This window comes from Mesorhizobium sp. M3A.F.Ca.ET.175.01.1.1 (assembly GCF_004791945.1).
Taxonomy (GTDB): domain Bacteria; phylum Pseudomonadota; class Alphaproteobacteria; order Rhizobiales; family Rhizobiaceae; genus Mesorhizobium.
This window is the reverse complement of sequence record NZ_SRTP01000013.1, coordinates 136,871-150,614: the sequence shown is the minus strand read 5'-3', so window position 1 is coordinate 150,614 and position 13,744 is coordinate 136,871. Positions and strand designations below refer to the sequence as shown.

Below are 13,744 nucleotides of genomic sequence, written 5' to 3'. Positions count from 1 at the left end.
GCTACTGGCCCAGCCGTTCGAGCAGGATGGGCACATGCACCTGGTCGGATTTGTAGTTGCCGGTCAGCATATACATCATGATGTTGACCCCGGCGCGCAGCGCATAGACGCGCTGCATCGGATCCGGGGGCACGGTCGGCAGCATCGGATCGCCATTCTCGTCGATGGCCCAGGCACCGGCAAAATCATTGGCGGTGATCATGATCGGCGACACCCCGTCACCGGTGCGCACCGGACGGTTTTCGGTGTTGCTGGCGTCGAGCGAAGTCTCGACCCAGAGCGGGCTGCCATTGAAGCGGCCCGGGAATTCCGGAAGGATGAAGAAGGATTTCGTGAGCACGTGATCGGATGGCACCGGCTCCAATGGCGGCACGTTGAGATTGCCGAGGATGTCGCGCAGACGCTCTGTCGCCGGGCTCGCCGAGCTGGCGCCGATGCCGTTGGAGAACTGGTCACGGGTGTCGAAGAGGACCGTGCCGCCCTGCTGCATATAGGCGTCGATGCGGGCGATCGACGCTTGGCTCGGCATCGGCGCGGTGGCGTCGATCGGCCAGTAGATCAGCGGATAGAAGGACAACTCGTCCTTGGCTATGTCGACGCCGGCAGGCGGGCCAGGCTCCAGCGCCGTCTTTTCGATCAGGAAGCGGGTCAGCCCCTCGAGGCCGGCGCGGCTGATCGAATCGACGCCGGGCTCGCCGGTGATGACATAGGCGATGCGGGTCTTGGAAATGTCGTCGATCGCCTGCGAATCGCCAGGCTTTGCATCGTCGGCGCGGGCAAGGTCGGCGTGACCGAAGACCCCGCCGAGCGCGATCAGGACGGCAGCGGCGACTGCTGCGGCGCGACGCGGCCGGCGCGACAAAAGCCCTCCCATCCAAAAGACGGCAAGCGTGTCGAGCACCATCAGCAGGAGCGCCGTGGCCACCAGAGGACCCTTGAGGTTCTCGGATTCATCGAAGGCATAGGGAATAGCGGTGACCGGCAGCGAGACCTGCGGGCGAACGAGCGGTGCAAACGTGCTCGCGGCATTGAGCAGGTTGTGGGCGAAAACGCCGGTCTCCGAGCCGTAGAGGCCGGGCGGGTTTTCCAGGGTGACCGGCAGCGGGCCGGCGGCTGGCACCAGCGGCCGCGCATCGGGAGTCGGCGGCACCAGCATGCCGTCGGCATCGATCATGCGATAAGGCGCCAGCGACGCAGCGGCGGCCTCGGCGTTGGCTACAGCTGCACCCTGGTTGCGCGACAATTGCACGATGCGTCTCAGCATCTCGACGAAGCTACCGGAGATCGGCAGGTTCGACCAGGTCGCCTCCGGCGTGACGTGGAAGAGCACGAGCGTGCCCTTGTCCTTCTTCAGGCCCGTCACCAGCGGCGTGCCGTCGGCAAGCGTCGCCCAGGTGCGCTCGACGATGTCGGGCGTCGGCTCGGCCAGCACCTGCCTGCTCACCGTCACCTCGGTCGGCGGCGCCAGATCGGCGAAAGGTCCGGTCTTCGGAAATTCGGTGACGGGCTGCGGCGTGGTCCACGACAAAGCGCCGCCCAGCGCGCGCTCGCCGCTGCGCAGCCTGACCGGCAAGAGGTCGTCGTCATTGCCGGAAGCGGCGAGCCGCGATCCTGCAAAGCGCACCAGCGTGCCGCCCTTGTCGACCCAGTCGACCAGCCGCTGGCGGACCTGCTCGGGGATCGTGCCGACATCGGCCATGATGATCATCGCCGGCTTCTGGTCGAGAAGTTGCGGAATGGCGTCGGCCAGATCGGCGCTCGACGGCTCGACCAGATCGGCGAAGGGCTGCAGCGCGCGGCGGATGTAGTAGAGCGGCGACAGAAGCGGCTGTGCCTGGTCGGCCTCTGCCTGCGACAGCAGTCCGACGCGGCGGCGCTTCGAGCTTTCGTCGAGGACGCGCACGGCACCCGCCTGATGCTCGCCGTCGAGGGCGACAGAGGCGAAGTCGTTGCGCAGCTCGAACGGCACTGCCATCGTGGCGGTGGCGGTGGTTTGGTTGGGCGCGAAGGTCAGCGTCGCGTCAGCGATGCGACGGCCCTTGTCGTCGAAGGCGCCCGCCGTCACTTGCGCCGGTGCCGGATCCCCTGCCGCTCGGATGGCGGTCAGCGCGAAGCCGTCGACCTGGTTGTCGGCACCGGTCAGGCCGGTCAGCGCAAGCCGGTCGGACGTAACCCAGACCAACCGGGACGCGTTCTTTTCCAGAAGCGTCTTGAACGCGGCGTCGTCGCCCTTGGCAGCGAGCCCATCGGCAAGCACGGCGACGCTGGCGCCGGGCAGACGTTCCAAGGCACCGGCGACGCGGGCATAAACGGCCGGCCGGTCGGTCGGGATCGGACGCGGCTTTGCGGCGCGCAGGCGATCGAGGGCGGCCGACGCATCGAAAGGACCGATCTCGGCGTTCGGCTTCTCGGCAGTGAAGGCGATGACGACCGGCACGCCGTTCGACCCGGCATCGGCAATCAGCCGCTCGGCGGTGGCGACGCGCTTGCCCCAATCGGATGCGCTTGCCCAGTCGTTGTCGATGACCAGCGCCAGGGCCGAACCCTCCGCAGGCAGTTTCTCGCGCGGATTGAAGACCGGCTCGGCGAGCGCGATGATGATCAGGGCGGCCATCAGCAGCCTGAGCAGGGTCAGCCACCAGGGGCTTTGCTGCGGGGTCTCCTCGCGCCGCAGGACGCGGGCGAGGATCTTGAGCGGCGGAAAGACCTCCATCTGCGGCTTCGGCGGCGTCAGTCTCAGCAGCCACCAGATCACAGGCAGAGCCAGGAGGCCCCACAGCACCATGGGCGCACCGAAGGACAGCGGCAGCCAGTTCATGCGACTGCCTTTCCGCCAGCGGCGGCCAATCCAGAATGACCGCTGCTGGCGGTCATCGCCAGGTGGACGCGCACCAGCGCTTCCGATGCGAGCCGGTCGGTGTGGTTGACGGTGAAGCTCCAGCCGAGTCGCTTGCACCAGCCGGCCAGTTCCTGGCGCCGGGCGGTGTAGAGCAGACGGTATTCCTCACCCAGCATTTCGGCGCGGCCGGCGGTCAGCTTGTCGCCGGTCTCGGGGTCGGTGAATTCGGTGCGGCCGGCATAGGGGAAGTTCTCCTCGGCCGGATCGGCGACCTCGATCAGATGGGCGCGCACGCCGTGGCGGGCAAGCACGTCGAGCCAGGCCTTGGTCTCCTCGACCGGATCGAGGAAATCGCTGACGATGACGATGTCGCAGAAGCGGCGGATGGCGGACAGATCGGGCTTGGCCGGCAACGAAGCGGCATGGCTGAGCTGCGCTGCGATCCGCTCGGCACCATTGCGCGCGGTGAATGGATCACTCAGGCCCGGCCAGGCGATGCGTTCGCCACTGCGGGACAGAAGCTCGGCCATGGCGAGCGCCAGCACCAGCGCGCGCGATTCCTTCGAGACGGTGGCGCCGGCCGATTTGTAGAGCATGGAAGAGGAGGGGTCTGCCCACAGCCAGACGGTGTGGGCAGCCTCCCATTCGCGGTCGCGCACATAGGTATGGTCGTCCCGGGCCGAGCGGCGCCAGTCGATGCGCGAGGAGTCGCCTTCGACATAGGGCCGGAACTGCCAGAAGTTCTCGCCGATCCCGCGCTTGCGGCGGCCGTGCCAACCGGCGATCACCGTGTTGACGATACGGCGCGCCTCGACCAGCAGGTCCGGCACCAGCGAAGCCCGCAACCGGCCGCGGGCGAGCGCGTCGCGCGTCGCAACCGGTGCCTGGACCTCGCCTATTCGACCCATCAGATGCCTTTTGCCAGTTTCGCCACCACGTCGCGCACGGAGGTGCCTTCGGCGCGGGCGGCGAATGTCAGCGCCATACGATGCTGCAGCACCGGTTCGGCGAGCGCCCGGATGTCGTCCACCGACGGTGCCAGCCTGCCATCATACAGGGCGCGGGCGCGGGCGCACAGGGTCAGCGCCTGGCTGGCGCGCGGCCCAGGACCCCAGGCGACGTGCCTGTCGGTATCGGCATTGCCCTGGCCCGGACGGGCCGAGCGAACCAGCTTGAGGATCGCTTCGACGACGCTTTCCGGCACCGGCATGCGGCGGATCAGAGTTTGGATCTCCTTGAGCCGCGCCGGCTGCAGCACATTGCCGGCCCTGGCCTCGTCGACACCCGTGGTCTCGAGCAGGATGCGGCGCTCGGCGTCGATCTCCGGATAGAGGATGTCGACCTGCATCAGGAAACGGTCGAGCTGGGCTTCAGGCAGCGGATAGGTGCCTTCCTGCTCCAGCGGGTTCTGCGTCGCCAGCACATGGAAGGGCGAGGGCAGGTCGTGGCGCGCGCCGGCGATGGTGACGTGATACTCCTGCATCGACTGCAGGAGCGCCGACTGGGTGCGCGGCGAAGCGCGGTTGATCTCGTCCGCCATCAGCAATTGCGCGAAGATCGGCCCGGAAATGAAGCGGAAGGAGCGCTTGCCGAACTCGTCCTGCTCCATCACCTCGGATCCCAGAATGTCCGACGGCATCAGGTCGGGGGTGAACTGGATGCGGCGGGAATCGAGACCGAGCACGATGCCAAGCGTCTCCACCAGCTTGGTCTTGGCGAGGCCCGGCACGCCCACCAGCAGCGCGTGGCCGCCGGCAAGAAGCGCCACCAGCGTGCGCTCGACGACGGCTTCCTGGCCGAAGATCACCCGCCCGACGGCATCGCGAACCTTCGAGATGTCGGCCAGCGCCTTTTCGGCCTGGTCGATCATGGCCTTTTCGCTCATCGGGCTTTCCTTGATCATCACGCTCATGCCGTTGATCCTTGTGGTTGGAAATACCGGCCCGCATTCTCAAGGTCGCAGAATGCCGCGATTCGGTCTCGCCTGGCGTCTGGGTTTGAACTTAAATCACAGACTTGGGCTGACAAGGCTGACAAGCGGGACAACAGTGACTATTTCGTGACGATGACCGATCAATCCCGACATCGCGAACAGGGCCTGGGCGAGCAAAGCCTGATTGGCGCCACCGAGGCGCGTGGGCTGGAAGCGCTGATCTCGCGGGCGGCCCGGGCCGGCAAGGGACCGGCTCCGGTGGAGCGCTGGAATCCCGAGTTCTGCGGCGATCTCGACATGGAAATCAAGGCCGACGGCACCTGGTTCTATCTCGGCACGCCGATCGGGCGCATGCCGCTGGTGCAGCTCTTCTCCAGCGTGCTGCGCAAGGACGCAGACGGGAAAACCTATCTGGTGACCCCGGTGGAGCGCGTCGGCATCCGCGTCGCCGACGCGCCGTTCATTGCCGTCGAGATGAACGTTTCGGGAGTTGGCGACGGCCAGGTCATCACCTTCCGCACCAATGTCGGTGATGTCGTCCAGGCCGGCCCGGGCCATCCGCTGCGGTTCGTCGACGAGGACGCGACCGGCGGGCTGAAACCCTATGTCCTGGTGCGCGGGCGCCTTGAAGCGCTGGTGGCCAGACCGGTGATGTACGAACTCGTCGAGCACGGCGAGGAAATCGATATTGGCGGCAGGACCATGTTTGCCGTCCGCTCCGGTGGCGAGGTCTATCCGATCATGCCGGCCGAGAAGCTCAGGCGGCTGAGCGCGTGATGGACCAGATGGCGCCAATGCCGTTCTCGATCGCGGATTTTCGCGTCCGCGTCGCGGCGCAGGCCGAGGCGCAAACCGGCGACGAGTTCGGCGACCACCGCTTCAATCCCGGTCACCCAAGGCTCAAGCACATAAAGCCACTGCGCGATGCCGCGGTGCTGATCCCGGTGGTCGATCATGCCGACGGCGCCACCGTGCTGCTGACCAAGCGGGCCGAGAGGTTGCGCAGCCATTCGGGGCAGGTGGCCTTTCCCGGGGGCACGATCGATCCGACAGACCCCGGGCCGGAGGCGGCGGCGCTGCGCGAGACCTTCGAGGAGATCGGTCTCGACCGTGCTCATGTCGAGATCATCGGCCGCATGCCGGACTATGTCTCGGGGAGCGGCTACCGCATCGTTCCGGTGCTTTCGGTGGTGCGCCCGGGGTTTTCCCTGACGCTCAATGCCGATGAGGTCGACGCCGTCTTCGAAGTGCCGCTTCGCTTCCTGATGGATCCCGCCAATCACGCTCGCGACAGCCGCATGTGGAACGATCTCGAATGGTTCTTCTACGAGATGCCCTATGGCGGCCAGCGCATCTGGGGCGTGACCGCGGGCATCATTCGCACGCTCTACGAAAGGCTTTATGGGTGAGCGCCACGGTATCTCTTTCAGGCAGGGCAGACTGGCTCGGCGAAAAGCACCTGCAGCGACTGCTTGGGGCGCTGAAGGAGGGTGGCGAGGAGGCGCGCGTGGCCGGCGGGGCGGTGCGCAACGCACTGATCGGCCAGCCGGTGGCAGACATCGACATTGCCACGACGACAGTGCCGCAAGAGACAATCCGACGCGCCGAGGCGGCAGGGTTCAAGACGGTGCCGACCGGGATCGAGCATGGCACGATCACGGCGATCGGCGGCGGCAAGGCCTACGAGGTCACGACGCTCAGGGCCGATGTCGAGACCGATGGCCGCAGGGCGAAGGTGATCTTCGGGCGCGACTGGAAGCTTGACGCCGAGCGGCGCGACTTCACCATCAACGCGCTCTATGCCGAAGCCGACGGGACGGTCGTCGACCATGTCGGCGGCGTCGCCGATATCGAGGCGCGGCGGCTGCGTTTCATCGGCGATGCGGAAGCGCGCATCCGCGAGGATTACCTGCGCATTCTGCGCTTCTTCCGCTTTTTTGCCTGGTATGGCGACGGTCGGCCCGATGCCGAGGGCCTAAAGGCCTGCGCCAGGCTGAAGGACGGACTGAGCCGGCTTTCGGCCGAGCGCGTCTGGTCGGAGCTGAAGAAGCTGTTTTCGGCACCCGATCCCTCGCGCGCCCTGTTGTGGATGCGCCAGGCGGGCGTTCTCTCTGCCGTTCTGCCAGAGAGCGAGAAATGGGGCATCGATGCCATACACGGGCTGGTAAGGACCGAGAAGGACCTGGCCTGGCCGGCCGATCCGCTGCTCAGGCTGGAAGCCATCGTCCCGCCCGATGCCGCGCGCATGAGGACGCTCGGCGAACGGCTGCGATTTTCGAAGGACGAGATCGAACGCCTGCGGCGTTGGGCGCTGACCGTTGCGCCGGACTCCAGGACGACCGAAACGGAACTGGCAAAGAAGCTCTACTTCGGTGACCCGGGTGGGTTTATCGACCGGCTGAGGCTTGCGCTGGCGTCCGCGCGATCACGTGCCGTCGAGGACAATCAGGCGATGATGGAAGCGGGCGGCTTGTCGCGCCAGCTCGCTTTCGCCCGGAAATGGGCGAGGCCGGTGTTTCCGGTCAAGGGTGCCGACCTGACGGCGCTCGGCGCGTCGCCCGGCCCGAAGCTCGGCGCCACCTTGAAGAATCTCGAAAAGGAATGGGTCGAGTCGGGCTTCGCGCTGGGGCGCGACGCGCTGCTCGAACGCGCCGCACAGGCACTTGGAACGTAACGCTATTCCCAGCCGGACCGCGTCATGGCGGATCGGCCTGGCGCGGCATCTTCCTACTTGATCGACACCGGAGCCAGGGCACGCGAAAGGCTTGCTTCGCCCTTGCCGTAGATCGAGGGGTTATAGTTGGCCAGCGTGTCCGTACGGGCCGTTTTGAGCAGGTCATTGGTGATCTGAGTGGCCGTCGCGCTGGTGAACTTGCTGCCGATGATGGCGGCGTAGCCGGCTATGATGGGCGCGGCGAAGGACGTGCCATAGAGGCCGGTCTTGCTGCCGTCGACGCCGACCACCAGGAAGTGGCTCTGCACGAGCGGGTTGGAACCGGCATAGTTCGAATACCAGGCGAGCTGGGCCGGGTTGGCCGTCGTGCCGTTCGTGGACAGCGCGCCGACGAAGATCGCCGAGGCCTTTCCGACCAGGGCGATGTCGAGATAGTCCTGCTGGCCGCCCGTGATGCCGCCGACGGCGACCGAGTCGTTGCCGGCCGCCTTCGCGACTACGGCTTTCCCATTGGTGGCGTAGGAGATGATTGAAGACTCCTCCGGGCTCCACCTGATCTGACTGACGCTGTAGCCGGCCTTGGCATACATGCCGTAGCTAAGGTTCAGCACGTTCAGCCCCGGCGCCAGCGTGACGGCCGAATTGGTGCTGAAGTCCTTCGATTTGATGGTCGCCAGGGGAGCAATCATGCTTGCTTCCTCGCGGGTCCATTCGCCATGCCGCTGATACTGCGTGCCGAGGCCGAGATTGCCGCTGAAGCGCGAGCTGCTGGAGAAGTCGTCGACGACGGTGATCGTAACGCCCTTGCCCTTGTAGCCGGCGGCCCAGGCGGCGCCGACATCAGGGCTCATCCAGCCTTGCACGGCCTGCGTCGTCGCGGTTGGTACCGTGGCGCTCAGGCATATGGCCTGATCGGACTGACCGCCGTTGCAAATCGCAGACAGCGGGTCCGGACCGAGCTTATCATCCGCCATCGCCATCGATGCCGGCAGCAGGGCCAGAGCTACGGCGACGCCCAACTTCCAAGGATTGCACGGCATGTTCTTACTCCAGATCAAGACAAGAGCCAGGACGGATGATCGCGAATTTCGGCGGCTGCTCTCACGCGCGCGCCCCGATCAGAACGTAACACGGTAGTTGAGCCAGAGACGCTGGGTCTCTGGTTTAGCGTTAACCAGATATTTCAAGGTCTCCTCGGGTGCCAACAGGCCGGCCGCGAGCCGACAGTTGACGTTGTAGGTGCCCAGATCGCCGTAATCGGCCTCGCACGACTTCTCGCTCAGATTGCCGCCGATGACCGTGGTGAAGGAGAAGGACAGAATGCTGTTGGCACTCGGATGCACCTGGGTAAGGAAGCCCAGCTTCAGGCTGGGCTCGATCCGATATTTCTCGCCTTCTTCGCCGGTGCCGAAACCCCACAGAATGCCGGTGTCCTCGGTGATCTGGGTAAGCAGGTCGACATGCATGTCGACCCAACTCGTGCGGTACCACTGGTTGAACGAGACCCAGCTCCCGTTCTGCAGCTCGTAGCCGCCGTTGCCTAGCCCTCTCGCCCTGTCACTGAGCCAAGAGCCCTGGTGGATGTCGACCAGCGATGTCGTGAATTCCTGGGCCGCTGCCGGAGACGCTGCAAGGAGCGCGCAGAGCAGAAGCGCCACCACGCTGAACCTGTCCCGACTGCCGTGCCTTTCGCGCATCCGCGAAAATACCTCGCCTCTCTGTCTCCGGGTCAGCGCCTGGATGGCGAGGGGCTTCTCGGGTGGCCCGGTGCAGCCGGATTATTGGTCCGACGATCGCACGGCCTAGTTACCGCGAGGTTTATTTAGCGGGCTGAAATATGATTTGAGCGGGTTGCCGGGCTAAAATCCGCCCTCGGGTATCCGCTCGCCAACATAGCGCTGACGGCGGGCACAACGTCAGGCGCCGACGGGGGCTGCCGCCGCTGGCAGGCGGTGACGCAGGCGGGAAATCTAAGCCGCGTCGCGGACCTTCTGGATGCGCGAGCGGATCGCCTCGATCATCGTCTCGCGAATAATCGTTTCGCCATGTGTCTCACGCAAATGCTCCACTGCGCGGCGCATGACCTCCGCCTCCTCCTCGGCGCGCGTATGCCATTCACAGCCCGGGACGAGCGATCCGCACTGGAATTCCTTCATGGGCTTTCCTTTCCTCGCTTCGAAGCGGCCCAGATCTGACCGGCTCCAGCTATCAGTCGTTCATGCAATCCCCGCGCGGAAACCGGTGCGCACTTTGCTGGAATTGCTCAGGTGGACAACAATAACACATGCCGCCGGTTTCGGTTGCATCGAAAGCCAAACGGCAAATCGCCATTCTTGGGCTGCATTCGAACGGAAGGCGGAGCTGTTGCTGCTCCGCCTTCCTTGCTGCCTGAGAACGATAGAATCTGCTCGTGAAGAGCAGGACGTCATTTCATGATCTTGACGGCCTCGGCGATCTTGTTCTTGCCGCTTTTGTCCCAGGAAACGCGCACCTTCTCACCCGTCTGGATGCCAGGATCCTTGAAGTCCTTGGACAGGGTGAAGGTCGACCCGTCGTCCAGAACCAGGCTCATGGCCGTTCCATCAAAGCTCTTTACCGTTCCGGTGGTGTGCTTGACCGCCGCGAACGCGGCGCCACTGGAGGCGAGAAAGGCAGCGGCTGCTGCCGTCACAATAAGCTTGCGCATTGGCATGCTCTCCTGGAAATGCGGGCACCCGTTTGGCAAGGCACCCCTCTCTATCAGGGTCGTCCGGTCGCGTCGGGTCGCGGCCTGTGAGAGTTCATGATTCTCACTCCGGCCGCCGGCGCTTCCCGACCCGCCAACGTTAAATAACTCAATTTTTTCAAAAGGATATTAGACGAAAAAGAAATCATCCCCGCCACATTGCCCGCCAAGATTCGGCGAATGGGACATCAATGAGGCCAGCCTTCGATTCACCAGATTGTTACGGCCACTTTACCTCCGGCGGCAGGCTGGACAGGATCGATGCGACATTGCCACCGGTCTTCAGGCCGAAGATGGTGCCGCGATCGTGAAGCAAGTTGAATTCGACGTAGCGGCCGCGGCGGATCAACTGTTCGTCGCGTTCGCCATCGGTCCAGTTGTCGTTGAAATTGGCCCGCACCAGGTGTGAATAGACGACGAGGAAGGAACGGCCGACGTCCTGGACGAAGTTGAAATCGGCATCCCAGCCGCCCTTGTCCTCGTCCGAGTGCAGCCAGTCGAAAAAGATGCCGCCGATGCCGCGCGGCTCGTCGCGATGCGGCAGGAAGAAGTACTCGTCGCACCATGCCTTGTAGCTCTCGTAGTCGGCGACTGCGGCGTTCTTCTCGCAGGCGAATCTCATGGCGCGATGGAAAGCCAGCGTGTCCGGATCGTCCTGAGTGCGGCGCCGGTCGAGAACCGGCGTCAGGTCTGCGCCGCCGCCAAACCACTGGCGCGTGGTGACAACCATGCGCGTGTTCATGTGCACGGCCGGCACGTTTGGGTTCCAGGGGTGCGCAATCAGCGAAATGCCGCTCGCCCAGAAGCGCGGATCCTCCTCGGCGCCGGGAATCTGGTTCCTGAATTCGGGCGAGAACTCGCCATGAACCGTCGAGGTGTGCACGCCGACCTTCTCGAAGACGCGGCCGTGCATCATCGACATCGTGCCGCCGCCGCCCTTGCCTTCGTCGCGCTCCCACGGCGTCTTCTCGAAACGACCTGGCGACCATGAGGATTGCGGCCCTTGAAGCTCCTCTTCGATCTGCTCGAACGTGCCGCAGATGCGCTCGCGCAGCGCCTCGAACCAGAGGCGGGCCTTCATCTTCTTCTGTTCGATGTCGGCCGGCAGCTCCGGGGGAAGGTCACGTCGTTGCAATTCTTTCTCCAGTCGCAGGCACCACTTGCCTGACAAATGACTCGTTTTTTCCGCGCGCGATCCCTAATCTCTTAAGGGCAAGGGTCAAGTCCTGTCTGACCAAGCTGCAAGGAGTTTCCTTCGTGCGCGCGCCGGCAAGACCGCCGCTGGATGGACTGAAGAAGAGGCTGGAGCGCTCGCGTGCCGAGCGCGAAGGGCAGCCTCGCGATGGATTCCTGCGCGAGACCTTCGTGCTGCCCCGACCGGCGGCGCGGCTCAAGGCGAAGGAATGGTTCGAGCGCTTCCCCAAGCAAGCTTACTGGACCGAGATCGAGAGCTGGTTCGAACGGCCGGGCGACGTCATCGAATTCACCATGCGGCGGCTGCCGGCGGCGGATTAAGGCGCGTTGAGATTCAGGTCAGACCGGCCTGCAAATGGCGGTTTCCTGCGCTCCGGTGCTCACGTACGAAAAGTACGCTCCGCTCCGGTTCTCGAAACCACCATTTTCGACTCGGCCTGACCTGAATCTCAACGCGCCTTGGAGCTAGACCATCAGCGTACCGCCAGCCGCCTTGCGCCCGTACCCTCTCGCGCCAGACGGTCTTCTTTGTTCCTGAGCGGGCATTTGTCGATCGACATGCAGCCGCAGCCGATACAGTCGGTCAGGCCGTCGCGCAGCTTCTTCAACTGGCTGATCTTGTGGTCGAGTCCGTCGCGCCAGGCCGTTGAAAGCAGATTCCAATCCTCGCGCGTCGGCGTACGCCCCTCGGGCAGCGACCCGAGCGCCGCGGCGATCTCGGCAAGCGAGATGCCGACCTCCTGGGCGACCCGGATGATCGCCACGCGCCGCAGCACGTCGCGGCCGTAGCGCCGCTGGTTGCCCGATGTCCGGTGGCTGCGGATCAGGCCGCGCGCTTCGTAGAAATGCAGCGCCGATACCGCGACGCCGCTGCGCATGGCCACCTGGCCGACCGTCAATTCCTTTGCCGGAGTCATTCGAATTTTCCGCTTGACCTCAAGTTAAGTTGAGCTTGTAGCGAAGAAATCCTGACAGGGCAAATGCAGGAGAAAGCGAATGTGCGCCTGGGTGAAAGTGACGGCTGGAGCCGAGGCGGTAAGCCAGAGCGGGGAAGGCCTGAGGATCCTATCCGAACTGGCGGAGGGCTTCGCCGGCGACCATGGCGACGGACAGCGCGACATTGATACTCCGCGCGCCAGGGCGCATCGGAATGGTCAGTCGCGCATCCGCCGCCTGGTGAACCTGTTCCGGCACGCCAGCGGATTCGCGACCGAACAGAAGGACGTCGCCGGCGGCGAAAGCAAAATCGGTGTAGGGAATCGCGGCTTTGGTGGTGAGCAGCACGAGGCGGCGGGCGTTCGTCCGGCGCCAATCCTCGAAGGCGTGCCAGTCGGCATGGCGGGAAAGCGCCGCCATTTCGAGGTAATCCATGCCGGCCCGCTTCAGCGTCCGGTCGGAGAGCGGGAAGCCGGCCGGCTCGATGATGTCGACCCCCAGATCAAGACAGGCGGCAAAGCGCAGGATTGTCCCGGTGTTGCCGGCAATATCCGGCTGGTAGAGCGCGATGCGGAGACAATCGTTCATTTCCGCATCCTTCTAATAAGTGGCAGATCGGCCACAGCGGCTTCGCGGGTTTTCCGATTTCTGGACTGGCGGGTGGCCATATTCTGCGAAATCGAGTATATGCCACTCATCGTCAACCCGAACCGAAGGGAGGGGACCACATGATGACTATGCACATCCAGCGCCTCTCCTGGGGCCATCTACGCCCGACGGCGGTTTCGGTACGACGATTTTCCTGACACTTTAAGTCCTCATCGCACCGATTCCCGCCGAGCCCAGTTTCGGCTCTCGAAGGAATCTCGCGATGTTTTTCAAACTGCCAAAGGGACGCCACGTCCCACCTGAACGTGTCACGGCCGACGTCTGTCGTGTCTGGACCGACGCATTCCGTGCCTCCGGCCGAATGCCGGCGGTCGTGTTCGTTTCACCCTTTTTATCGCAATTGCACATGGAGGACGGACCAGTGTTCGATCCCTACAAAATACCCGGCTCGAGAACCCTGCACGAGCGCAAGATGGCGACTTGGGCGCTGCTGATCGGCGAAACCTATTCGTCAGCGGTGCACGCCGAGACGCGCCGACGTCCGCATCGCGGCATGCTTCCGGACGTCGATTTCTCGCATGCCGTGCCCGACCCCAGCCGGCCTTCGCTGGTGCGCCGCATCATCCGGATGATCCGGCCGGGCAACAAAGCACGGGCCGGCGACAGCTTGTCGTCAGGATCATCGGCCCGGCAGCCTGTCGGCGAAAAGCCCGCGACACCCTATATTGCGCGAAGCAGGGCCGGCGATGCGGTCGATTCCGTATCGCCGGCCCGCGGCGCCGCGCGGCCAGGCAAGCTTGTCCATCAATCCCGCGCCGCGTGAGCGCAAGACAG

15 protein-coding genes are annotated in these 13,744 nt (G+C 64.6%); 5 read left to right on the top strand and 10 right to left on the bottom strand.

Annotated features, from left to right (window positions below):
- Nucleotide 1: 1 nt before the first annotated feature.
- From EN818_RS24965 to EN818_RS24955, 3 genes are read right to left on the bottom strand one after another with little or no spacing between them, the layout of a single operon-like run.
- A complete protein-coding gene (locus EN818_RS24965) occupies nucleotides 2-2,818 on the bottom strand; it encodes a DUF4159 domain-containing protein (RefSeq protein ID WP_095807002.1) in 2,817 nt (938 codons plus the stop codon).
- Complete coding sequence (locus tag EN818_RS24960; RefSeq protein WP_095807001.1) at nucleotides 2,815-3,747, bottom strand: DUF58 domain-containing protein; 933 nt, start codon at nucleotides 3,745-3,747, stop codon at nucleotides 2,815-2,817. Before EN818_RS24960 ends, EN818_RS24965 begins: the two co-directional genes overlap by 4 nt.
- Complete coding sequence (locus EN818_RS24955) at nucleotides 3,747-4,751, bottom strand: MoxR family ATPase (protein WP_095807000.1); 1,005 nt, start codon at nucleotides 4,749-4,751, stop codon at nucleotides 3,747-3,749. Before EN818_RS24955 ends, EN818_RS24960 begins: the two co-directional genes overlap by 1 nt.
- A gap of 153 nt (nucleotides 4,752-4,904) precedes the next feature.
- Between EN818_RS24955 and EN818_RS24950 the strand changes: the two genes are divergently transcribed.
- From EN818_RS24950 to EN818_RS24940, 3 genes are read left to right on the top strand one after another with little or no spacing between them, the layout of a single operon-like run.
- Nucleotides 4,905-5,549, top strand: a complete 645-nt coding sequence (locus tag EN818_RS24950; RefSeq protein WP_095806999.1) for a DUF1285 domain-containing protein — start codon at nucleotides 4,905-4,907, stop codon at nucleotides 5,547-5,549.
- Entirely contained in the window at nucleotides 5,549-6,181 is a 633-nt protein-coding gene (locus EN818_RS24945; protein WP_095806998.1) for a CoA pyrophosphatase, read from the top strand. The genes EN818_RS24950 and EN818_RS24945 overlap by 1 nt, the downstream gene beginning before the upstream one ends.
- Nucleotides 6,178-7,446 (top strand): CCA tRNA nucleotidyltransferase, encoded by a 1,269-nt coding sequence (locus EN818_RS24940; protein WP_245420393.1) that lies wholly within the window; start codon nucleotides 6,178-6,180, stop codon nucleotides 7,444-7,446. Before EN818_RS24945 ends, EN818_RS24940 begins: the two co-directional genes overlap by 4 nt.
- Nucleotides 7,447-7,499: 53 nt before the next feature.
- On the opposite strand, the gene EN818_RS24935 is transcribed toward EN818_RS24940, so the two are convergent.
- From EN818_RS24935 to hemF, 5 genes are all read right to left on the bottom strand, one after another.
- Nucleotides 7,500-8,486 (bottom strand): S8 family serine peptidase, encoded by a 987-nt coding sequence (locus EN818_RS24935; RefSeq protein ID WP_095806996.1) that lies wholly within the window; start codon nucleotides 8,484-8,486, stop codon nucleotides 7,500-7,502.
- 78 nt (nucleotides 8,487-8,564) lie between these two features.
- Complete coding sequence (locus tag EN818_RS24930) at nucleotides 8,565-9,143, bottom strand: hypothetical protein (protein WP_095806995.1); 579 nt, start codon at nucleotides 9,141-9,143, stop codon at nucleotides 8,565-8,567.
- 273 nt (nucleotides 9,144-9,416) lie between these two features.
- A complete protein-coding gene (locus EN818_RS24925) occupies nucleotides 9,417-9,602 on the bottom strand; it encodes a DUF1059 domain-containing protein (RefSeq protein WP_095806994.1) in 186 nt (61 codons plus the stop codon).
- Nucleotides 9,603-9,871: 269 nt separating this feature from the next.
- The gene (locus tag EN818_RS24920; protein ID WP_095806993.1) at nucleotides 9,872-10,132 is read right to left on the bottom strand and encodes a DUF1344 domain-containing protein; all 261 of its coding nucleotides are present in this window, start codon (nucleotides 10,130-10,132) and stop codon (nucleotides 9,872-9,874) included.
- Between the two features lie 259 nt (nucleotides 10,133-10,391).
- Nucleotides 10,392-11,306, bottom strand: coding sequence for an oxygen-dependent coproporphyrinogen oxidase (gene hemF / locus EN818_RS24915; protein WP_095806992.1), 915 nt, complete (start codon nucleotides 11,304-11,306; stop codon nucleotides 10,392-10,394).
- 122 nt (nucleotides 11,307-11,428) lie between these two features.
- On the opposite strand from hemF, the gene EN818_RS24910 reads away from it, so the two are divergent.
- A complete protein-coding gene (locus EN818_RS24910) occupies nucleotides 11,429-11,686 on the top strand; it encodes a hypothetical protein (protein WP_095806991.1) in 258 nt (85 codons plus the stop codon).
- 152 nt (nucleotides 11,687-11,838) lie between these two features.
- On the opposite strand, the gene soxR is transcribed toward EN818_RS24910, so the two are convergent.
- Both soxR and EN818_RS24900 read right to left on the bottom strand, forming a co-directional pair.
- Entirely contained in the window at nucleotides 11,839-12,282 is a 444-nt protein-coding gene (soxR, locus tag EN818_RS24905; RefSeq protein ID WP_095806990.1) for a redox-sensitive transcriptional activator SoxR, read from the bottom strand.
- A gap of 148 nt (nucleotides 12,283-12,430) precedes the next feature.
- Nucleotides 12,431-12,889 carry a tRNA (cytidine(34)-2'-O)-methyltransferase gene (locus EN818_RS24900; RefSeq protein WP_095806989.1) on the bottom strand — a complete coding sequence of 153 codons (459 nt, stop codon included), beginning with the start codon at nucleotides 12,887-12,889 and terminating at the stop codon, nucleotides 12,431-12,433.
- A 283-nt stretch (nucleotides 12,890-13,172) separates the two neighbouring features.
- Between EN818_RS24900 and EN818_RS24895 the strand changes: the two genes are divergently transcribed.
- Nucleotides 13,173-13,733, top strand: a complete 561-nt coding sequence (locus EN818_RS24895; protein WP_165350001.1) for a hypothetical protein — start codon at nucleotides 13,173-13,175, stop codon at nucleotides 13,731-13,733.
- The last annotated feature ends 11 nt before the right edge of the window (nucleotides 13,734-13,744 follow it).

Excerpts from the sequence above, each read along its gene's own strand:
- EN818_RS24965 (WP_095807002.1), bottom strand. The coding sequence starts at position 2,818 with ATGAACTGGCTGCCGCTGTCCTTCGGTGCGCCCATGGTGCTGTGGGGC.
- EN818_RS24960 (WP_095807001.1), bottom strand. The coding sequence starts at position 3,747 with ATGGGTCGAATAGGCGAGGTCCAGGCACCGGTTGCGACGCGCGACGCG.
- EN818_RS24955 (WP_095807000.1), bottom strand. The coding sequence starts at position 4,751 with ATGAGCGTGATGATCAAGGAAAGCCCGATGAGCGAAAAGGCCATGATC.
- EN818_RS24950 (WP_095806999.1), top strand. The coding sequence starts at position 4,905 with ATGACCGATCAATCCCGACATCGCGAACAGGGCCTGGGCGAGCAAAGC.
- EN818_RS24945 (WP_095806998.1), top strand. The coding sequence starts at position 5,549 with ATGGACCAGATGGCGCCAATGCCGTTCTCGATCGCGGATTTTCGCGTC.
- EN818_RS24935 (WP_095806996.1), bottom strand. The coding sequence starts at position 8,486 with ATGCCGTGCAATCCTTGGAAGTTGGGCGTCGCCGTAGCTCTGGCCCTG.
- EN818_RS24930 (WP_095806995.1), bottom strand. The coding sequence starts at position 9,143 with ATGCGCGAAAGGCACGGCAGTCGGGACAGGTTCAGCGTGGTGGCGCTT.
- EN818_RS24925 (WP_095806994.1), bottom strand. The coding sequence starts at position 9,602 with ATGAAGGAATTCCAGTGCGGATCGCTCGTCCCGGGCTGTGAATGGCAT.
- EN818_RS24920 (WP_095806993.1), bottom strand. The coding sequence starts at position 10,132 with ATGCGCAAGCTTATTGTGACGGCAGCAGCCGCTGCCTTTCTCGCCTCC.
- soxR (WP_095806990.1), bottom strand. The coding sequence starts at position 12,282 with ATGACTCCGGCAAAGGAATTGACGGTCGGCCAGGTGGCCATGCGCAGC.
- EN818_RS24900 (WP_095806989.1), bottom strand. The coding sequence starts at position 12,889 with ATGAACGATTGTCTCCGCATCGCGCTCTACCAGCCGGATATTGCCGGC.
- EN818_RS24895 (WP_165350001.1), top strand. The coding sequence starts at position 13,173 with ATGTTTTTCAAACTGCCAAAGGGACGCCACGTCCCACCTGAACGTGTC.